Source organism: Micromonospora sp. R311 (assembly GCF_056780015.1).
In genome coordinates this window covers 1-17,704 of the sequence record NZ_JBSWCE010000011.1, presented here as the reverse complement: position 1 = coordinate 17,704, position 17,704 = coordinate 1, and the positions used below count along the sequence as shown (strand labels likewise).

20 protein-coding genes are annotated in these 17,704 nt (G+C 75.4%); 9 read left to right on the top strand and 11 right to left on the bottom strand.

Going from position 1 to position 17,704, the window contains the following annotated elements; all coding sequences use genetic code 11:
- The first annotated feature begins 8 nt into the window (after nt 1-8).
- Together AC1WTP_RS11490 and AC1WTP_RS11485 are read left to right on the top strand one after the other, a co-directional pair.
- Nucleotides 9-605 carry a DUF4396 domain-containing protein gene (locus AC1WTP_RS11490; RefSeq protein WP_481649208.1) on the top strand — a complete coding sequence of 199 codons (597 nt, stop codon included), beginning with the start codon at nt 9-11 and terminating at the stop codon, nt 603-605.
- A 90-nt stretch (nt 606-695) separates the two neighbouring features.
- Nucleotides 696-1,355, top strand: a complete 660-nt coding sequence (locus AC1WTP_RS11485) for a GNAT family N-acetyltransferase (RefSeq protein WP_481649207.1) — start codon at nt 696-698, stop codon at nt 1,353-1,355.
- A gap of 209 nt (nt 1,356-1,564) precedes the next feature.
- On the opposite strand, the gene AC1WTP_RS11480 is transcribed toward AC1WTP_RS11485, so the two are convergent.
- From AC1WTP_RS11480 to AC1WTP_RS11470, 3 genes are read right to left on the bottom strand one after another with little or no spacing between them, the layout of a single operon-like run.
- Nucleotides 1,565-2,263 carry a TetR family transcriptional regulator gene (locus AC1WTP_RS11480; RefSeq protein ID WP_481649206.1) on the bottom strand — a complete coding sequence of 233 codons (699 nt, stop codon included), beginning with the start codon at nt 2,261-2,263 and terminating at the stop codon, nt 1,565-1,567.
- Nucleotides 2,226-2,717, bottom strand: a complete 492-nt coding sequence (locus AC1WTP_RS11475; RefSeq protein WP_481649205.1) for a thiol-disulfide oxidoreductase DCC family protein — start codon at nt 2,715-2,717, stop codon at nt 2,226-2,228. Before AC1WTP_RS11475 ends, AC1WTP_RS11480 begins: the two co-directional genes overlap by 38 nt.
- Nucleotides 2,714-3,244: a hypothetical protein gene (locus tag AC1WTP_RS11470; RefSeq protein WP_481649204.1), complete on the bottom strand. Its 531-nt coding sequence runs from the start codon at nt 3,242-3,244 to the stop codon at nt 2,714-2,716. Before AC1WTP_RS11470 ends, AC1WTP_RS11475 begins: the two co-directional genes overlap by 4 nt.
- A 153-nt stretch (nt 3,245-3,397) precedes the next feature.
- Between AC1WTP_RS11470 and AC1WTP_RS11465 the strand changes: the two genes are divergently transcribed.
- The gene (locus AC1WTP_RS11465; protein WP_481649203.1) at nt 3,398-3,790 is read left to right on the top strand and encodes an STAS domain-containing protein; all 393 of its coding nucleotides are present in this window, start codon (nt 3,398-3,400) and stop codon (nt 3,788-3,790) included.
- Nucleotides 3,791-3,847: 57 nt separating this feature from the next.
- Here the strand turns inward: AC1WTP_RS11465 and AC1WTP_RS11460 are convergent, their stop codons facing one another.
- Nucleotides 3,848-5,047 carry a PP2C family protein-serine/threonine phosphatase gene (locus AC1WTP_RS11460; RefSeq protein ID WP_481649202.1) on the bottom strand — a complete coding sequence of 400 codons (1,200 nt, stop codon included), beginning with the start codon at nt 5,045-5,047 and terminating at the stop codon, nt 3,848-3,850.
- Nucleotides 5,048-5,168: 121 nt separating this feature from the next.
- Complete coding sequence (locus AC1WTP_RS11455; RefSeq protein WP_481649201.1) at nt 5,169-6,620, bottom strand: glycoside hydrolase family 3 N-terminal domain-containing protein; 1,452 nt, start codon at nt 6,618-6,620, stop codon at nt 5,169-5,171.
- Nucleotides 6,621-6,797: 177 nt separating this feature from the next.
- Between AC1WTP_RS11455 and AC1WTP_RS11450 the strand changes: the two genes are divergently transcribed.
- Nucleotides 6,798-7,973, top strand: a complete 1,176-nt coding sequence (locus AC1WTP_RS11450) for an ROK family transcriptional regulator (protein ID WP_481649200.1) — start codon at nt 6,798-6,800, stop codon at nt 7,971-7,973.
- A gap of 147 nt (nt 7,974-8,120) precedes the next feature.
- Here AC1WTP_RS11450 and AC1WTP_RS11445 read toward each other — a convergent pair whose 3' ends face one another.
- Nucleotides 8,121-9,134, bottom strand: coding sequence for an ABC transporter permease subunit (locus AC1WTP_RS11445; RefSeq protein WP_481649199.1), 1,014 nt, complete (start codon nt 9,132-9,134; stop codon nt 8,121-8,123).
- Nucleotides 9,131-10,159, bottom strand: coding sequence for an ABC transporter ATP-binding protein (locus AC1WTP_RS11440; protein WP_481649198.1), 1,029 nt, complete (start codon nt 10,157-10,159; stop codon nt 9,131-9,133). Before AC1WTP_RS11440 ends, AC1WTP_RS11445 begins: the two co-directional genes overlap by 4 nt.
- Before the next feature lie 131 nt (nt 10,160-10,290).
- Between AC1WTP_RS11440 and AC1WTP_RS11435 the strand changes: the two genes are divergently transcribed.
- Together AC1WTP_RS11435 and AC1WTP_RS11430 are read left to right on the top strand one after the other, a co-directional pair.
- Nucleotides 10,291-11,133 carry an ABC transporter ATP-binding protein gene (locus AC1WTP_RS11435; RefSeq protein ID WP_481649197.1) on the top strand — a complete coding sequence of 281 codons (843 nt, stop codon included), beginning with the start codon at nt 10,291-10,293 and terminating at the stop codon, nt 11,131-11,133.
- 21 nt (nt 11,134-11,154) lie between these two features.
- The gene (locus tag AC1WTP_RS11430) at nt 11,155-12,051 is read left to right on the top strand and encodes a ribokinase (protein WP_481649196.1); all 897 of its coding nucleotides are present in this window, start codon (nt 11,155-11,157) and stop codon (nt 12,049-12,051) included.
- 105 nt (nt 12,052-12,156) lie between these two features.
- Here AC1WTP_RS11430 and AC1WTP_RS11425 read toward each other — a convergent pair whose 3' ends face one another.
- Entirely contained in the window at nt 12,157-13,512 is a 1,356-nt protein-coding gene (locus AC1WTP_RS11425; protein ID WP_481649195.1) for a BTAD domain-containing putative transcriptional regulator, read from the bottom strand.
- A gap of 226 nt (nt 13,513-13,738) precedes the next feature.
- On the opposite strand from AC1WTP_RS11425, the gene AC1WTP_RS11420 reads away from it, so the two are divergent.
- Nucleotides 13,739-14,278, top strand: a complete 540-nt coding sequence (locus tag AC1WTP_RS11420; RefSeq protein WP_481649194.1) for a hypothetical protein — start codon at nt 13,739-13,741, stop codon at nt 14,276-14,278.
- A gap of 58 nt (nt 14,279-14,336) precedes the next feature.
- On the opposite strand, the gene ftrA is transcribed toward AC1WTP_RS11420, so the two are convergent.
- Nucleotides 14,337-15,329: a transcriptional regulator FtrA gene (gene ftrA / locus AC1WTP_RS11415; protein ID WP_481649193.1), complete on the bottom strand. Its 993-nt coding sequence runs from the start codon at nt 15,327-15,329 to the stop codon at nt 14,337-14,339.
- Between the two features lie 71 nt (nt 15,330-15,400).
- Between ftrA and AC1WTP_RS11410 the strand changes: the two genes are divergently transcribed.
- Nucleotides 15,401-15,859 (top strand): rhodanese-like domain-containing protein, encoded by a 459-nt coding sequence (locus AC1WTP_RS11410; protein WP_481649192.1) that lies wholly within the window; start codon nt 15,401-15,403, stop codon nt 15,857-15,859.
- 21 nt (nt 15,860-15,880) lie between these two features.
- On the opposite strand, the gene AC1WTP_RS11405 is transcribed toward AC1WTP_RS11410, so the two are convergent.
- Nucleotides 15,881-16,609 (bottom strand): hypothetical protein, encoded by a 729-nt coding sequence (locus AC1WTP_RS11405; protein WP_481649191.1) that lies wholly within the window; start codon nt 16,607-16,609, stop codon nt 15,881-15,883.
- 44 nt (nt 16,610-16,653) lie between these two features.
- Nucleotides 16,654-17,136, bottom strand: coding sequence for a DUF6232 family protein (locus AC1WTP_RS11400; protein WP_481649359.1), 483 nt, complete (start codon nt 17,134-17,136; stop codon nt 16,654-16,656).
- Nucleotides 17,137-17,229: 93 nt separating this feature from the next.
- On the opposite strand from AC1WTP_RS11400, the gene AC1WTP_RS11395 reads away from it, so the two are divergent.
- Nucleotides 17,230-17,631 carry a nuclear transport factor 2 family protein gene (locus tag AC1WTP_RS11395; protein ID WP_481649190.1) on the top strand — a complete coding sequence of 134 codons (402 nt, stop codon included), beginning with the start codon at nt 17,230-17,232 and terminating at the stop codon, nt 17,629-17,631.
- Nucleotides 17,632-17,704 lie beyond the last annotated feature (73 nt).

The following is a 17,704-nucleotide window of genomic DNA, read 5'->3' as shown; positions in this document are numbered from 1 at the left end:
TCGGCGACATGGACAACGCGAACCTGACCCGACTGGCGATCACCGCGACGGTGCACTGCCTCACCGGCTGCGCCATCGGCGAGGTGCTCGGCATGGTCATCGGCACCGCCCTCGGCTGGTCCGATCTCGGCACCATCGCGCTGGCGGTCGGCCTGGCCTTCCTCTTCGGCTACTCGCTCACCATCCGGCCGGTGCTGCGCTCCGGCGTGCCGCTGCGGACGGCGGTCAAGGTGGCGCTGGTCGCCGACACCGTCAGCATCGCCGTGATGGAGGTCGTCGACAACGGCGTCATGCTGGCCATCCCCGGGGCCATGGAGGCGGGCCTGACCAGCTGGGTCTTCTGGACCAGCCTGGCCGGCGCCCTCGCGGTGGCCTTCGTGGTCACCGTGCCGGTCAACCGCGCGCTGATCGCCCGCGGCCGTGGCCACGCGGTGACCCACCGGTACCACGCCGGGCACGACCACCCGACGTCCGCGGAAGGGCACCACGCCGGCCACTCCGCCGGCCACGCCGGTCACGAGGCCGGCCACGCCGGTCACGAGGCCGGCCACGCCGGTCACCACGCCGGTCACGCGGGCCGCGACGCCGGTCACCTGGGGCACTGACCGGTTCCGTACGCCGGGCGAAGCCGCCCGGCGTACGGTGATCGGCGGGTTCCGGCCCCGCGACGGCCGGCGGTGCGGGGAGGTGAGCCGATGCTCGACCGGCGGCTGCACCTGCACCTGGCCACCTGGCTCGGGCAGTGGCCCGCCGGCCCGGGGCTGCACGTGGTCGGCTCGTACCGCCGGACCCGGCCGGCGTGGGACGGCCGGCTCCGGCCGGCGATCGCGGTCCGCGCCGGCGCGAGCACCGTGCTGTCGGTGCCACCGGACCGCGTCCCGGCGGTCCGGGACCTGGCCCGGCGACCGGACCGGCTGTTGCCGGAGTTGCCGGCGGCGGTCGGCCACCGCGGCTGGGCGGTGCACGACGACGTCTTCCGGTGGTGCGTGGCGCCGACCCCGCTGCCCGACGTGGGGGAGTGGACCTCCCCCGGCGAGCCGGGGCTGCCCGCCTGGCTGCGGCTGTTCGACCGGGCGGTGCTGGTGGTCCGCGACGAACGGGGCCGCTACCTGGCCGGAGTCGGGATCAAGCGGCACGACGCGTACGGGCACGAGCTGGCGGTGGGAACCGTGCCCGCGGCCCGCAACCGGGGCCTGGCCCGCCGCCTCGTCGCCCAGGCGGCCCGCCGGGTGCTCGACGACGGGGCGGTTCCGACCTACCTGCACGATCGCGGCAACTCCGCCTCGGCCCGGGTGGCGGCCGCGGCCGGCTTTCCGGACCGGGGGTGGCGGTCGTTCGGGGTCTACCCGACCTGACCGGCGGGGCGGCACCGGGGGCGGCAGGGCGCGGACCGTGGATCCCGGGCCGAATCCACGGTCCGCAGCCTCCCCCCAGGTCCCCGTGGGTGCGCGACGCTGATTACGCTACGTATCGGCGGGCTCGACGGCAAGATGCCCGCACTCGCTTCGGAGTGTCGAATAGCGGACTTGACCTGGAGCGGAGCCGGAGCGGCCGGCCGGGCCGGTCAGTGACGCAGCGTGCGAATGAGGTCGAGGACCTGCCGGGTGACCGGGCGGAGCACCCGCAACCGGGACAGCGCCACCAGCCGGTCGACGAGCGGCACCGCCCCGTCGATCAGCTGCCGGGTCCTGACCTGCCCCGGTGACCGGTCGTAGACCCAGTAGAGGATCACCCCCATGTACGCCAGCCAGAGCAGCTCGGGCAGCTCGGGGCGGAGCTCGGCGTCCACCTTGGCGGTCGAGCCGTCCAGCACCTCGGCGAAGAGCTCGATCGCCGCTTGGCGCGGTGCCGAGGACTCCGCGGAGAACGGGCTCAGCGGGGAGGTCGGCTCCGCCGCCGTCTTGAAGAAGCTGGCGGCGAAGTCGTGCGAGGGGGTGAGCACGTCGATGCCGGCGTGCAGCGCCCCGGCGAGCCGGGCGGCGAAGTCGGACTCGCGGTCGAGCACCGGCTGGGCCGCCGCCCGGTGCTCGACCTGGGCGCGGGTGTAGAACTCCTGGATCAGGTGGTCCTTGGAACCGAAGTAGTAGTAGGCGTTGCCCACCGCCACCCCGGCCTCCTGCGCGATGGCCCGCATGGTGGTCCGGGCGTACCCGCGCTCGCGGAACAGCCGCATCGCGGTGTCCAGGATGAGCTGGCGGGTCTGCTCGCCCCGGGCGGTCGCCGGCTCACCCGCAGCGGTCGTCGGCGCAGTCTGCTCGGTCATCGGGGCCACCGTAACCCGCCGGTTCGCCCACCGGCTCCGACCACGGCTCGCGGACCCGTTCACGGACCGCCGAGGCGACGGTCACCAGGCGCCGGGCCAGTGGCAGCAGATGCGGGCGGGCCAGCCGTTCCGCCGTCGCCCGGTGGTCGGCGAGCGCCCACAGGCAGGCGAACCAGGCGCCGTCGCCGGCGTACACCTCGCCGGTGTCCGCGACCACGGTCAGGTCGCGCAGGGTCGCGTCGTGGTCCAGGCCCGGGAATCGCCGCCGGGCCTCCATCGAGCCGGCCGGCACGAACTCCAGGGGTACGAGCTGGGGGCGGGACGCCAGCCAGGTGCGGGCGGCCCGGCACAGCGGGCAGTGCGCGTCGAACAGGACGGTGAACCCCCGGATGCCACCGCCGGAGCGCGCGGTGGCATCCGGAAGCCCGCCCGGCCCGTCGGCCGGGAGCCTCATCGCGCAGGTGCGGGCGGGGTCGGCCCGGCGTCCGGCTGGCCGCCGCTCACCGGCCCGGGCTGCGGCCGGTGGCCGGTGGTGTACGGCCCGGCCTGCGGGTGCGGGCCGGCCGGGTAGCCGGTGCGCGGGGCGGGTGGGACGGCCAGCTGGCCGACCGGGGCGAGCGGTGGGTGGGTGGCGAGCTGGCGGAGCCGGCCCCGGCGGTACCGGTTGAGCGCGAAGACGTTGAAGAAGTGCAGCGCGCCGAGCACCAGCAGCACCAGGCCGACCTTGAGCGACAGCTCCTCCATCGCCTCGCTGGTGGAGCGCACCGGGTCGGGGTGCTTCATCGCCACCGTGACGTAGCCGAGGTTGAGCAGGTAGAAGCCGACCACCAGCAGGCTGTTCACCGCCTTGGCGAGGCGTTCGTCGGCGAACACCTCCTCGAGGAAGACCAGTCCGTTGCGGGACAGCGCCCGGGCCACCCAGACGGTCAGCCCGATGCTGACCGCCAGATAGACCAGGTACATCCAGACCTTGGTGTCCATCCCGACTCCTTCTTGAACGCGTTCAAATCCGCTTGGGTCAGCGTACGGGAAGAGTTGAACGCGTTCAAGAAGGTTGCCGTGGATGGCTGTCGGCCGGGCGGGTGGGTATGGTCGGCTGGCACCGGCGCGGACGCCGGCGCGAGGCTCTCTCCGGTGAGGCGGTGGACGCACGTGCAGGCGCGGGACGCGGAGCGGCGGCAGGTGGTCCTGCGTCCGACCGGAGAAGTCGACATGTCCACCGCCGACGCCCTGGAGGCGGCGCTGCTCGACGCGCTGCGGCAGGCCGGGGTCGGTGAGGTCGTGGTCGATCTCGGTGACGTCGGCTTCCTCGACTCCAGCGGGGTCCGGGTGCTGGTCCACGGCGTGGCCGTGGCCCGGGAGCACGACGTGACGCTCCGGGTGACCCGGCCGCAGCCGGTGGTGGCCCGGGTGCTGCGAATCACCTCGGTCGACACCCTGCTCGGGCTCGCCGCCGGCGACCCCGGAGGGTCCGCCGGCGGCGACAGCGGGCGGCCCGCCGGCGGCGGCTGGCGCGGGCTGCACTGAACCGGCGGTAGCGGGTCGGCGGTCTCACGGCGGGCCGGCCGGCCCGCCGCCCGGCGATCAGGGTTCGGTGTTCGCGGCCGCCTCGGCCGACCACTCGACCAGCAGCAGCGTGGCGTCGTCCCGTCCCGGCCCGCCCTGGTGCTCGGCGACCGCGTGGGCCAGCCGGCGCAGGACCTCGGGTGCCGGCAGACCGGAGCTGATGTGCCGCTCGGTGAGATCGGCCAGCCGGGGCAGGCCGAACAGCTCCCCGGTGGCGCTGCGCGCCTCGGTCACCCCGTCGGTGTGCAGCAGCAGCCGGTCGCCCCGCTCCAGCCGGGTCTGCGCCGCCTCGACCTGGTCGGCCAGGCCGAGCGGGAGGCGTCGGCCCTCGGTCAGCTCCTGCACGGCCCGTCCCCGGCGCAGCAGCACCGGCGCCGGGTGTCCGGCGACGACGTACCGGAGCAGACCGGTGCCGGTGTGGAACTCGGCCAGCACCCCGGTGACGAAGCGGGCGTCCCGCCACTGGCCGGCGATCGCGGCGTCCACCGCCCCGGCCAGCCCGGGAAGATCGGTGCCGGCCCGCCGGGCCGCCCGTAGGGCGGAGAGCGCGACCGAGGTGGTGAGCACGGCCGGCAGGCCGCGGCCCACCCCGTCCAGGATCGCCAGCGACACGATCCCGTCGTTCAGGGCGTAGTCGAACGCGTCCCCGCCGACCTCGTAGCAGGGTTCCAGCAGGGCGCTGATCGAGGCGTCCGGGCTGGCGAAGGTCAGCGGCGGCAGCAGGTGCCAGAGCAACTCGGCGGAGACCGCCATCGGGCGGCTGCGCCGGGCCCGGTGCAGGCCGTCGCCGTAGCCGCTCTTGCTGGTCACCAGGTGCCCGACGAGGCCGGCGATCAGCCGGCCCCCGTCCTGCAGCGACCGGTCGGCCGGATCCACCCCGGCCGGCGGGACGATCTCCAGCAGCCCGAGCCGATCGGTGCCGTTCACGATCGGCACCCAGAGCCGGGGTGGCGGTCCCTGCCCGATGTGCACCTCGACGTGGGTGAAGGCGCGGCCGGCCAGGCTGCTGTCGATCGGCAGCCGGTCCGGCACCGGACGGCCGGGCTCGGGCAGCGGGCGCAGGTCGCACTGCTCGACGTCGACCAGGTAGACGGTCGCCGTGACGCCCAGTGGCCGCAGCACGGCGCCGACCGCCAGCGGCAGCTCGTCCGGCGGCAACCGGTGCGACCGGGAGACGAGGTCGGCCAGCGCTCGGTGCCAGGGGTCGGTGGCGGTCATTCGACCCGGATACCCCGGACCGACCCGATCAATGCCGCCCGGGCGGGCGGGACCGGCTCCGCCGGACGCCGGTGCCGGGCGGGCGGCCGGGGGGACACATCCGGCCCGCCCGGCCGGGGGCTCAGCCGGCCAGCCCGAGCGCCTCGGCGGCGGCCCGGCCGTTGGCGTGGCTCGCGCCGTATGTGGTGACGAAGGCCCGGACGCCGGCCGGCCGCCAGCTCGCCGGCCATCCCATCTCGACCACGGTCACCGGGTGCTCGGCGGCCAACGCGGACACCAGCTCGGGGCCGCCGGGCAGCCGGTGCAGGTGCCGGCCGACCAGCACGATCGGCCGGGACCCGGCCAGTCCGCGCAGGGTGGCCGGGTCGGTCTCGGCGGCGACCACCCGGATCTCCTCCGCGTCGGCCAGGTGCGGCCCGAGGCCCCAGGGCACCCGGCCCTCGGCGATGGTGGAGGCGGCGTGCACCTGGACCACCAGGGGCCGGTCCAGCCCGGTCAGCGTGCCCTCGACCCGGACGGCGCGGCGGGCCGCCGCGTACCCCAGGTCGGTGGCGGCGGCGGAGGCCCCGCCGGCGGCGCCGGTCCAGGCGGCCAGCGCCGCGGCCCGGCCGGCGGCCTCCTCCACCCGGGACCGGTCCAGCCGGCCCTCGGCGAGCGCCGCGACGATCTCGGCGACGACCCGCTCGACCAGCTCGGCGTCGACCTGGGCGCCGATGCAGAGCAGGTCGGCGCCGGCGGCCAGGGCCCGGACGGCGGCCGGACCCACCCCGCCCGCGGCGACCGCGGCGCCCTTCATCTCCAGCGCGTCGGTGATCACCGTGCCGGTGAAGCCGTACTCGCCGCGGAGCAGGTCGACCAGGACGGCCCGGCTGAAGGTGGCGGGGCCGTCGCCGGTCAGCGCCGGCACCCGGATGTGCGCGGTCATCACCGCCCGCGCGCCGGCGGCCACCACCGCGGCGAACGGCGGCAGGTCGCGCCGGCGCAGCACGTCGACGGGCACGTCCACGGTGGGCAGTTCGTGGTGGGAGTCGGCGACGGTGGCGCCGTGCCCGGGGAAGTGCTTGGCGCAGGCGGCGACCCCGGCGGCCTGGAGCCCGGCCACCGCGGCGGCGGAGTGCGCGGCGACCCGGACCGGGTCGGCCCCGAAGGAGCGGGTGCCGATCACCGGGTTCTCGTCGGCGGTGTTGACGTCGACCGTCGGGGCGAGGTTGACGGTGATGCCGAGCGCGGCCAGTTCGGCCCCGATCGCCTCGTACACGCGCCGGGTGAGGGCCACGTCGCCGATCGCCCCGAGCGCGGCGTTGCCGGGATAGGGGCTGCCGGTGGCGTGGGCGAGGCGGGTGACGTCGCCCCCCTCCTCGTCGATGGCGATCAGCACGTCGGCGCGCCCGGCCCGCAGCCCGGCGGTGCTGGCCGCCACCTGGGCCGGGTTGTGCACGTTGGTGCCGAACAGGGTGTGCCCGGCGAGCCCCTCGGCGACCAGGTCGACCGCCCAGTCCGGCGGCACCGGGCCCGGGTACGCGGCGAGCAGCGTGCCGAGCGCGAGCCGGCGCAGTCCTGGATCGAGCCCCACGTGATCTCCCCTTTCGGTGTCCGGCGGCACGGACGTGGCGACGGAGGCGGCCGTCCCGGCGGTGCGGTGGTGCCGGGTCGTCCGAGTTCTCCGGTCCCGGGTGGCCGATACGCTACGGCTACCCGCTCACCGGTCGGTTTACAGTTAGCAAAGTTTATAGAAGCTGAAGGACGTGGCATGAGTGCGACCCGGTTGCCCGGCACCCCCCGCCTCCTGCGGGCGCTCAACGACCGCGCCGCGCTGGAGCTGCTGCTGGAGCAGGGGCCGCTGACCCGGGCCCGGCTCGGCGAGCTGACCGGGCTGTCCAAGGTCACCGCCTCCCAGCTGGTCGAACGGCTGGAGGAGCGGGGGCTGGTCACCCGGGTCGGCGAGCAGGCCGGCGGGCGGGGACCGAACGCCCAGCTCTACGCGGTGCGGCCGGGCAGCGCGCACGTGGTCGGGGTGGACGTCGGCCCGGACCGGGTGGTCGCCGCCTGCGCGGACATCACCGGGGCGGTGATCGGCCGGGTCGAGCAGTCCACCCGGGACACCGACGACCCGGTCGGCGTGGTGCACAACGCGGTCGTCCAGGCGGCCAGCAGTGCCCAGGCGCAGCTGTCGAGCGTGCGGCGGATCGTGCTCGGCACCCCCGGCCTGGTGGACCCGGCCACCGGGGACATCACCTTCGCCTTCAACCTGCCGCGCTGGCACAGCGGCCTGCTCGCCGCGCTCCGCGACGACCTGCACACCCCGGTGGTCTTCGAGAACGACGTCAACCTGGCCGCGGTCGCCGAGGCGCAGTCCGGCGCGGCCCGCGGGGTGTCGAACTTCGTGCTGGTCTGGGTGGGCGCCGGCGTCGGTCTGGCGATCATGCTCGGTGGACGGCTGCACCACGGCAGCAGTGGCGCCGCGGGCGAGATCGGTTACCTGCCGGTCCCCGGCGCGCCCATCCCGCGCGACGTGTCCCGCCGGGCCAAGCCCGCGTTCCAACAGCTGGTGGGTGGGGAGGCGGTGCGCGCGCTGGCGCGCGAGCACGGCTATCCGGACGACAGCTCGGCCGGCGCGGTGCACGCGGCCATCGCGGACGGCACGGCGGGCGGCCCGCTGCTCGACGAGCTGGCCCGGCGGCTGGCGCTCGGCGTGGCCAGCACCTGCGTGGTGCTGGACCCGCCGCTGGTGGTGCTCGCCGGCGAGGTCGGCCAGGCGGGCGGGGCGGCGCTGGCCGAGCGGGTGCAGCACGAGGTGGCGGCGATCACGCTGGTGCGGCCCCGGGTGGTGCCGACCGGGCTGACCGAGGAGCCCATCCTCAACGGCGCGCTGCGGACCGCGCTCGACGCCGTCCGCGACGAGGTCTTCGGCTCGACGGTCGGTTGACCCGACGGCGGGGCGGCCGCCCGCCGTCGCCGCACCGGCGGGGCGAGCGTCGTCACCCGCGCCGCCGTCCGTCATGTGAAGGAATTCTTCACCATAGGTCGGGGTGCTGCAAGGTCTTGCCGCACCCCGACCAAGTGTCCGCGCAGCTCAGATCAGGTCGCGCCGGCGGAACACGGCGAAGGCCGCCGCGGTGAGCGCGGCGGTCAGCGTGAGCAGCACGACCAGCGCCGGCGCCCAGGTCAGCGCGTAGAAGCCGTCGCAGCCGCCGTCGAAGACGCCCACGCAGGCCTGGTTGTCCCAGAACTCGGCCCGCCCGGTCAGCCAGGCGGCCAGGTGGCTGGAGAGCATCAGCTGGTCGGGCCGGGCCACCTCCAGGATCTCGAACACCAGCCGGGCGCCGAGCTCCCACACCACCAGGTAGGCGGCGACCGCGCCGAGTGCCGCCGAGGTGTGCCGGCCCAGCGTGGCGATGGCGAAGCCGAGCACGGTGGCCAGCAGCACCAGCACCAGGCCCCGCCCCCAGATGGCCCCCAGCGACCGCCAGAACTCGTCGTCGAGCCGGCCCGGCTGCCCGGCGGCCTGCCCGATGAACCAGAAGGTGGCCAGGTAGACCGCCGAGGCGAGCAGGGACAGCGCCAGCACCCCGCCGAGCAGCGTGCCCAGCTTGGCGCCGAGCACCGTCATCCGGCGCGGACGCCAGAGCAGCAGGTTGACCACGCCGCCGGAGTTCAGGTCGGCGCCGATGTAGGAGGCGCCCACCAGGAAGCCGAAGAGGACCAGGAAGGCGATCAGGAAGTAGAGCAGCGGCCGGGCCTCCTCGGCGAAGGTGAACACCCCGACCAGGTAGTCGCCGGCCACCGGCAGCCGCTCCCGCAGCGCCGGGTCCACCTCGCTGCAGTTGGGCGGGTAGTACTGGTCGGCCTGCTCCGGCGGCAGCACGCCGCGTTCGCGGGCGAGGCACTGCTCGTGGACGACCTCCAGGTTGCGCCGCTCCTCGGCCGCCTGCTGCTGGGCCTGCGCCAGCTCGGCGGCGGTGGGCCGGTGCGAGCCGGCCAGGGTGGTCGCCGCGGTGATGCCGAAGGCCAGCACCAGCAGGACGACCATGAGTTGCACGAAGCGCCGGGCGCCCAGCCGCTCCAGCTCGGCACGGACCAGGTTCACGCGTCCACCTCTCTGGCCTCGCCGACCCCCGCGTCGAGGTCGATCATCGCGTCCCGCGCCGGGTCGCCCGGCAGCACCGAGTCGTCCACCTGCCGGGGCACCCCCGGATGGCCGGCCGTGCCGGTCAGCTCCAGGAAGACGCTCTCCAGGTCCGGCCGCAGCGGGGTCAGCTCGCGTACCCAGAGGCCCTGCTCGCCGAGGGTGCGGCTGACCACCGTCGGGTCGACCACGTCGGCCACCGTCAGGTGGTCGTCGTCGTGCCCGGTGACGGACAGCCCGGCGGCGCCCAGCAGCTCGACCGCCCGCGCCGGCTCGGCCACCCGGACCAGGAACTCGTGCCGGTCGAAGCCGGCCAGCACCTCGTCCACCCGGCCGGCCGCCACCCGCCGGCCCCGGGAGATGATCGTGACGTGGTCGCAGATCAGCTGGATCTCGGCCAGGATGTGGCTGGACACCAGCACGGTCACCCCGGCCGCGGCCAGCGACCGCATCAGGTCCCGCATCTCCCGGATGCCGGCCGGGTCCAGCCCGTTCGCCGGCTCGTCGAGGATCAGCAGCTCCGGGTTCTTGAGCAGGGCGGACGCCACCGCCAGGCGCTGCTTCATGCCGAGCGAGTAGCCCTTGACCCGCTCGTGGCCGCGGTCGTACAGGCCGACCTGCGCCAGCACCTCGTCGACCCGGGAGACGGGAACGCCGCCGGCGCGGGCGAGCAGCCGCAGCGTGCGGTGGGCGGTGAAGTTGCCGAAGAACTGCGGGCTCTCCACGATCGCCCCGACCCGGCCGGAGACCCGGGACAGCCGCTCCGGCGACCGCTCGCCGAGCACCGTCATCCGCCCCGCGTCGGCGCGGACCAGCCCGAGCAGGGCGCGCAGCGTGGTGGTCTTGCCCGAGCCGTTCGGGCCGAGGAAGCCGTGGATCTGGCCGGTCTCCACGAGCAGGTCGAAGCCGTCGACCGCCACCCGGCGACCGTGTCGCAGGCTGTGGAAGGTCTTGCGCAGACCCTCGATCTCGATGACCGCGCTCATCCGCGCGGCTCCGTGCTCCGACCGGGCATGGACCGTCCTTCACATAGGGTGACCAACGACACGGCGCCTCACCCTAAGGCCGGCAGGCCGCCCGTGGGGGGCACCGCGGGCCTGCGTGGTTGGATGGTCGGGTGACTGGTGACCTGATCCCCGGCGCCGGCGGCGCCGCACCCGCACCCTCGCCCGTGGACGCGGATCTGGTGGTCAGCCTCGACGGCGTCGGCGTACGCCGGTCCGGCACCGCCCTGCTGCACGACGTGACCTGGCGGGTCGAGCTGGACGAGCGCTGGGTCGTGCTCGGCCCGAACGGCGCCGGCAAGACCACCCTGCTCAACCTCGCGGCCGGCCGGCTGCACCCGACCACCGGCACCGCGTACGTGCTCGGCGAGCGGATCGGCCGGACCGACGTCACCGAGCTGCGTACCCGCATCGGGCTCTCCACCGCCGCGCTCGCCGAGCGGGTGCCCGCCGACGAGCGGGTCAGCGACGTGGTGCTCACCGCCGCCTGGTCGGTGGTCGGCCGGTGGCGGGAGGACTACGACCCGACCGACGAGGCGCGGGCCCGCGCGCTGCTCGGCCAGCTCGGCGTCGGCGGCCTCGCCGACCGCAGCTACGGCACCCTGTCCGAGGGGGAGCGCAAGCGGGTGCAGATCGCCCGGGCCCTGATGACCGACCCGGAGCTGCTGCTGCTGGACGAGCCCGCGGCCGGGCTCGACCTGGGTGGCCGGGAGGACCTGGTGGGCCGGCTGGCCGAGCTGGCCCAGGACCCGGACGCCCCGGCGCTGGTGCTGGTGACCCACCACGTGGAGGAGATCCCGCCCGGCTTCACCCACGCGCTGCTGCTGCGCGAGGGGGCCGTGGTGGCCCAGGGCCTGCTCGGCGAGACGCTCACCGGCGACAACCTCGCCAAGACCTTCGGCCTGCCGCTGGTGGTCCAGCGCTCCGGCGACCGGTACACCGCCCGCGCGGCCTGAGGCCGCGGGAAGGAGCCCAGCGTGCGGCAGACCCGGGTGGTCGTGGTCGGCAGCGCCAACATGGACCTGGTGGCGACCGCACCGGCCCTGCCCCGGCCGGGCGAGACGCTGCTCGGCACCGACTTCGTGACCGTCCCCGGCGGCAAGGGCGCCAACCAGGCCGTCGCCGCCGCCCGGGCCGGCGCCGCGTGCGCCTTCCTCGGCGCGATCGGCTCCGACTCGTTCGGGGTCACCCTCCGGGCCCGGATCACCGCGGCCGGCGTGGACACCAGCCAGCTGCGGGTGGTCTACGGCGCCTCCGGGGTCGCCCTGGTGATGGTCAACGCCGAGGGGGAGAACGCCATCCTGGTCACGCCCGGCGCGAACGGCGCGCTGACCGACCTCACCGAGCCCGAGCTGGCCGCCGTACGCGCGGCGGACGTCCTGGTCGCCCAGCTGGAGGTCCCGGTGGGGACGGTCACCGCCGCGGCGGTGACCGCCCGGGCGGCCGGCACCCGGGTGGTGCTCAATGCCGCGCCGGCCCGGCCGGTGCCCGCCGAGCTGCTGGCCGCGGTGGACCTGCTGGTGGTCAACGAGAACGAGGCGCGGGCGCTCACCGGCCGCGGCCGCGACGAGCCGCGGGCCCTGCTCGACCTGGTGCCCCGGGCGGTGCTCACCCTGGGCGCCGAGGGCGCCTGGTACGGCGACCGGGACGGCACCGACGTGCACGTCCCGGCGGTGAAGGTGGACGTGGTGGACTCCACCGGTGCCGGTGACGCCTTCACCGGCGCCCTGGCGGTCGCCTGGGGCGAGGGCCGGGACCTGGTCGACGCGGTGCGCTGGGCGGCGGCGGCCGGCGCGGCGAGCGCGCGGCGGCTCGGCGCCTCGGTGGCGCTGCCCCGCCGGGTCGAGATCGACGAGCTGTACGTCCCCGCCTGATCCGGGCAGGCACCGGTCGCCCGGGTGCGGTCCGGACCACCCGAACCGGTCGACCGGCGACGTCTTCGCCGCCTGCCGGCCGGTCCGCACGGCCTTGTCGGGCGCTCAGGCGCTGCGGCACGGCGCCTGCGCGGCCGAGCGGCCGCAGGTCGCCAGGCTGCACCAGCGGCGTAGGTCGCTCTCGTCGAGGAAGAGCCAACCGCACCGCTCGTCGGGGCACGCCCGGACGGTGAGCCGACGTGGATCGGCCAGCAGCCCGGCGGCGCTCCACGCCGCGGCGTGCACGGGCAGCCGCAGCCCGGCCGAGAGATCGGGCCACCACCGCCCCCGGCCGTCGGGCTCGCGCCGGAGCACCATCGTCTTCGCGGCGGCCTCCGCGGCCCGCGCGACGGCGTCGAACGCACCCCGGTCCGCCGGATCGGTCAGGCAGGCGTACAACCGGGCGCGCAGCGCGCGGGCCTCGTCGAGCGCGGCGGCGGCCCCGTCAGGGTTCCGCCCGGCGAGTTCGAGCAGCCGTCCCACCGCCACGTCGTCGACCAGTCCGACGTGGCCGGCCCAGACCGCCAGCGTCCGGTAGCCGCGGAGCCACTCCGATCCGGGCAGCGGTGGCTCGTGGCCCCAGCCGGCGAAGGTGTTGCAGAACTCCAACGCCGGATGCCCGCCGACGCTCCACGGCAGGCTCTCGCCACGCACTCGTACCTCGTAGACGGGCCGGTCGGGCCGGTCGAGCCGATGGTCGGCGCGGAGTATCCGCCGGTGCACCTCCCGCAGCCGCATCCCCGGCTCGACGCCGAGATCGGCCACGAGCGTGCGCCGGGCCGTCCGGTACAGCAGCAACGCCTCGGCCTGCCGGCCGGCCCGGTAGAGCGCGGTCATCTGTGAGGCGACCAGCCGTTCCCGGGTCGGGTACCGGGTGACCAGCGGGGTCAACTCACTGATCACGCGGGCCTGGTGGCCCAGCGCGAGCCGCGCCTCGGCCCGCAGTTCGACCCCGGTGAGCCGGAGCTCCTCGATCGGGCCGCCCAGCCGGCCGCGCAGCTCGTCGTCGGCCGTGTCGGCGAGCAGCGGCCCCCGCCAGAGCTTTAGTGCCTGGTCGAGCAGGCGCACCCGCTCGGCCGGATCAGCGGTGCCGCCCGCCTGGTGGACGAGACGGCTGAACTCCTCGACGTCGACCCGGTGCCCGTCGGGTTCCACGAGGTAGCCCTCGCCCCGCGTGGTGATCCGGACCCGATGGGGCGCCAGCGCCGCCCGGAGCCGGCCGATGTAGGTGTGCACGGCGCCGCGGGCCGAAGCGGGTGGCCGGCCGTGCCAGAGCAGGTCGATGAGCCGGTCGGTGCTGACCAGGTGACCCGGGTCGAGCAGGAGGACGCCGAGGATGCACCGCTCCTGCCGGCGGCTGCCGAACTCGACGGGATGACCGTCCTGACGCGCTTCGAAGGGGCCGAGCAGTCGGAAGTCCATACCGGTCTGACCACCTGGCCCCGGTCGGCGGTTGCCGCCCCGGTGAGCGGCTGGTGATTTCCCGGGTACCGGTGCGGCTCGACGGGGACGGCCGGGTGCGACCGGGTCCGCGACGGTCAGGAGGTGGTCAGCGGCGCCGGTGACCCTGGTCCGGTCCGACCGTCGAGAAACAGCTGGAGTGATCATGCGTTGGAGAACGAGTGTCGGAGCGGTCCTGGCAGCGGCGGTGTTCGTCGCGAGCGCGTCGACCGCGGCGTCCGCCGCGACCGCCACCCCCGCCGGCACGCCGACGGTTCCGGCCGAGGTCGCCGCCGCGCTCGCCGGGGCGAGCCGGCTCGACGGCTGGGTGCCGGCGCCACAGGAGGCGTTCGAGCTGCCGGCCGGGGCGCGTTGCGACTTCGCCGTCCGCGTTCAGCCCGTGGTGGACGAGGTCGTCAAGCTGGTGCTGGAGACGTACCCGGACGGCACGCCGAAGCGGGAGGTGTACACCGGCGCTCTCGTCAGCCGGGTGACCAATCTGGAGACCGGCGCCACCAGCACGGCGGACGCCAGCGGCAGCTCGCTGGTGGTCTACGGCACCGACGGCTCGATGACCTGGTACGTGATCGGCCCGGTGCTGCTCGGCTTCCGGGAGAACGCCGGCTCCCTGCCCCGGGGCCTGTGGATCGTGGACGGGGTGTTCCGGGTCGAGTTCAGCCCGACGTACGACAAGACCATCACGATGGTGCACGGCAGCACGCACGACGTCTGCACCGACGTGGACTGATCCCGGCGCCGCCGCCCGGCCGGATCCGCCGGCCGGGCGGCGCGGTGGAACGGCCGGTTCAGGCGGGCTGGGTACCGGCCCCGCTGCTGCGGAAGGCCCGGCGGTACGCCGACGGTGACGTCCGCAGGGCCCGGCCGAAGTGGTGGCGGTAGGTGACCGGGCTGTCGAATCCGACCGCCGTGGCGACCTCCTCGACCGGCGCGTCGGTCTCCTCCAGCAGCGCCAGGCTGGCCCGGACCCGCTGGTCGACCAGCCACCGGATCGGGCTGGTGCCGGTGGCCCGGGCGAAGTGCCGCAGGTAGGTGCGGGGCGACATGTGCGCCTGCCGGGCCAGCCGGGCGACGGTGACCGGCTCCGCCAGGTGCGCCAGCGCCCAGGTGATGCTGGCGGCGATCCGGTCGTCGTCCGGGTCGACGGCCACCGGCGCCTCGATGAACTGCGCCTGGCCGCCGTCGCGGTGCGGCGGGATCACCAGCCGGCGGGCCACCGCGTTGGCGATCGCCGCGCCGTGGTCCCGGCGCACCAGGTGCACGCAGAGGTCCAGACCGGCCGCGCTGCCGGCGCTGGTCAGCAGGTCACCGTCGTCGAGGTAGAGCACGTCCGGGTCCACCTCGACCCGCGGGTGCCGGCGGGCCAGCAGGTCCGCGTACCGCCAGTGGGTGGTGGCCCGCCGGCCGTCCAGCAGCCCGGCGCCGGCGAGGGCGAACGCGCCGGAGCAGATGGACATGATCCGGGCGCCGGCCCGGTGCGCCCGGCGCAGCGCGGCGACCAGTTCCGGCGACGGGTCGGCGGTGACGTCCGGGACCCCGGGCACGATCACGGTCGCGGCGCCGGCCAGCACATCCAGCCCGTACGGGGTGTGCAGGCTGGCCCCGCCGACGACCGGCACCGGGCCGGGCCGCTCCGCGCAGACGGTCAGCTCGTACCAGTCGACGTCGAACTCGGGCCGGGGCAGCCCGAACACCTCGGTGACGATGCCGGTCTCGAAGACCGACATGCCCGGGTACGCCAGCACGGCGACGCTACGGTCGGCCGGGGCGCGCAGGGGCATGGCGGGATGTTAGCGCTCGACGTCGTTCCCGCCACTCGTCGGCGGGGCCACCCCACCGGAGGATCACGGTCATGACCCAGACCTTCGCCGTGCCGGCCGCCGCACCGGCGGCCGCCGCCGCCCACTTCCTCGCCCGGCTGAGCTTCGAGACCGACGTCAGTGACGTGCACGCCGACCTGACCGCCGGGGAGCCCGGCCTGGTGGTGGTCGACTCCCGGGGCGCCGCCGCCTGGGCCCAGGGCCACCTGCCGGGCGCGGTGCACCTGCCGACGGCCGAGATCGCCGGGCGCGCCGCCGACCTGGTGCCGGCCGGGTCCCGGGTGGTCACCTACTGCTGGGGCCCGGGCTGCAACGGTGCCACCCGGGCGGCGCTGGAGTTCGCCCGGCTCGGCTTCGGCGTCAAGGAGATGCTCGGCGGGTACGAGTACTGGGTGCGCGAGGGGCTGCCGGTGGTCACCGGGACGGGGCTGACCCGCCGTCCGGTCGACGACCTGACCGCACCCCGGGCCACCGCCGGCTGCGACTGCTGACCGTCGCCGCCGGCGGGCCGGTCACGCCTCGGCGTCGTCGGTGAGCTTCTCGCCGCGCCGGCGGAGCATGTTCAGGCCGGGGATGCCGGCCACGGCGAGCTTCAGGTCGCGGGTCACGTCGAGCAGGTCGTGCAGGTCCGGGCCGACCCGGTCGAGGGTGGCCAGGATCGGCAGGATGTCCGCGGTCAGGTGCTGCCTGAGCTTGGGCAGCTCGTCGACGAGCCGGACCGCCGCGGTCACCTCCTCGTGGCTGAGCTGCTCGACGAAGCGGTTCGCCATCGGCGCGGCCCGGCGCAGCGCCGGCTCGTACGCGGTCAGCAACTCGGCCGCGGTGGCCGCCGCCTCCGCCGCGGCGCCCACCGTGCCCGCCGCCCGGCCGGCCACCGAGTCGGCCTCGGCGACCACCGTGGCGGCCGTCCGGGCCACCTTGTCGGCCTCGTTGACCACCACCGCGGCCGCGGCGGCCACCTCGGTGGCGGTGTCGATCGCGGCGGTCGCGGCGGCGCTGATCACCGCGACCTCGCGCACCGCGGCCTCGGCGTCGGTGAGCACCCGGTCGGTGCGGTCCAGCGTCTGCTCGATCCGGTCGACCACGCCGTTGATCCGGGTCAGCAGGGCCTCCACCCCGTCGAGCACCGCGAACGCGCGGACCGGCACGGCGGCGAACGAGGCCGCCGAACCCAGCGCCTGGTCGAGAGCGGAGCGGGTGAGACCGACGACCGCGGCGGGCCGGGGGAGGGGAATCGCCATGGCACCCAGTGTGCGTCCCGGCCGCCAGAACCGCCCGACGGCCGTCAGCGGGGCCGACCGTGCTGCTCGACGGCCCGTTGCACGGCGCGGTAGATCTGGCCGAACCGGAGCGCGTCCGGCGTCCGCAGCAGCATCACCTCGCGCCCGTGGTGCTGCACCCAGAGCTCGTGTACCCGGTTGCCGCGATCGTAGGAGCGGTCCAGCCAGCTCAACGGGATCTCCAGGAACGGGGCCAGGGCCAGCGCGCCGACCGCGCAGGCGGCCAGGATGACCAGCCCCAGTCGCCACTCGCCGCGGTCCTGCGCGGACCAGGCCAGCGAGAGCACGCAGACCACCGCGAGCAGCGGCGGCAGCGACAGCAGCAGGACCAGCACGCCCCGGCCCAGCACCCGCCCCCGGACCGCCGGCGTCGTCCGCCCCCGCTCGTGCCAGACGTACGTCACGTCGGCGATCGCCACCGCGTGACCACCCGCCCGGATCGACTCCGAGGTCACCTGCACCGCGTCGTCCCGGTAATAGAGGGCCATCACCAAGCCTAAGCATCCCGGGCAACCCTCCGGTCCGCCCGAGCGGCGTCGCGGGGCGGTGCCGGGCAGGCGGATTCAGTAGCGTGGCGGGCCATGACCGAGCAGGAGCGCAACGTCGAGGTGGTCCACCGCTACCTGCGGACGTTCGCCACCAAGGACCTGACCGAGCTGCGCGCGGTGGTCGCCGAGGACGTGGCGATCTACGGCTCGGGCACGGCGGTTCGGGGCCGGCACCTCGTCGAGCAGGCGGTCGCCTCGCCCGGACTGACCGTGCTCGACCAGGAGATCGTCGAGATCTTCGCGGCCGGGGACCGGGTCGTGGTCTCGATGGCGCAGACCTACCGGCGGGACGCCACCGGCGCGACCGCGGTGCAGAGCGCCTGCAAGATGTACCGGTTGGCCGGCGGGCGGATCGTCCAGTTCTGGGGCGAGCAGGACCTGTTCGGCCTGCTGCGCGGGCTGGACATGCTCCCCGACGGGCCGATCGAGTTCTAGACGAGTAGTTCCGATGTCAGGGGTCGATGTCTGGGTATGAAGAGAGGGCATCCAGGATCATGTTGTGACGCAA

Bases quoted from the DNA above. Each gene is read 5' to 3' on its own strand.
- AC1WTP_RS11490 (WP_481649208.1), top strand. From the start codon at position 9: ATGGACAACGCGAACCTGACCCGACTGGCGATCACCGCGACGGTGCAC.
- AC1WTP_RS11485 (WP_481649207.1), top strand. From the start codon at position 696: ATGCTCGACCGGCGGCTGCACCTGCACCTGGCCACCTGGCTCGGGCAG.
- AC1WTP_RS11480 (WP_481649206.1), bottom strand. From the start codon at position 2,263: ATGACCGAGCAGACTGCGCCGACGACCGCTGCGGGTGAGCCGGCGACC.
- AC1WTP_RS11475 (WP_481649205.1), bottom strand. From the start codon at position 2,717: ATGAGGCTCCCGGCCGACGGGCCGGGCGGGCTTCCGGATGCCACCGCG.
- AC1WTP_RS11470 (WP_481649204.1), bottom strand. From the start codon at position 3,244: ATGGACACCAAGGTCTGGATGTACCTGGTCTATCTGGCGGTCAGCATC.
- AC1WTP_RS11460 (WP_481649202.1), bottom strand. From the start codon at position 5,047: ATGACCGCCACCGACCCCTGGCACCGAGCGCTGGCCGACCTCGTCTCC.
- AC1WTP_RS11450 (WP_481649200.1), top strand. From the start codon at position 6,798: ATGAGTGCGACCCGGTTGCCCGGCACCCCCCGCCTCCTGCGGGCGCTC.
- AC1WTP_RS11440 (WP_481649198.1), bottom strand. From the start codon at position 10,159: ATGAGCGCGGTCATCGAGATCGAGGGTCTGCGCAAGACCTTCCACAGC.
- AC1WTP_RS11425 (WP_481649195.1), bottom strand. From the start codon at position 13,512: ATGGACTTCCGACTGCTCGGCCCCTTCGAAGCGCGTCAGGACGGTCAT.
- ftrA (WP_481649193.1), bottom strand. From the start codon at position 15,329: ATGCCCCTGCGCGCCCCGGCCGACCGTAGCGTCGCCGTGCTGGCGTAC.
- AC1WTP_RS11410 (WP_481649192.1), top strand. From the start codon at position 15,401: ATGACCCAGACCTTCGCCGTGCCGGCCGCCGCACCGGCGGCCGCCGCC.
- AC1WTP_RS11405 (WP_481649191.1), bottom strand. From the start codon at position 16,609: ATGGCGATTCCCCTCCCCCGGCCCGCCGCGGTCGTCGGTCTCACCCGC.
- AC1WTP_RS11400 (WP_481649359.1), bottom strand. From the start codon at position 17,136: ATGGCCCTCTATTACCGGGACGACGCGGTGCAGGTGACCTCGGAGTCG.
- AC1WTP_RS11395 (WP_481649190.1), top strand. From the start codon at position 17,230: ATGACCGAGCAGGAGCGCAACGTCGAGGTGGTCCACCGCTACCTGCGG.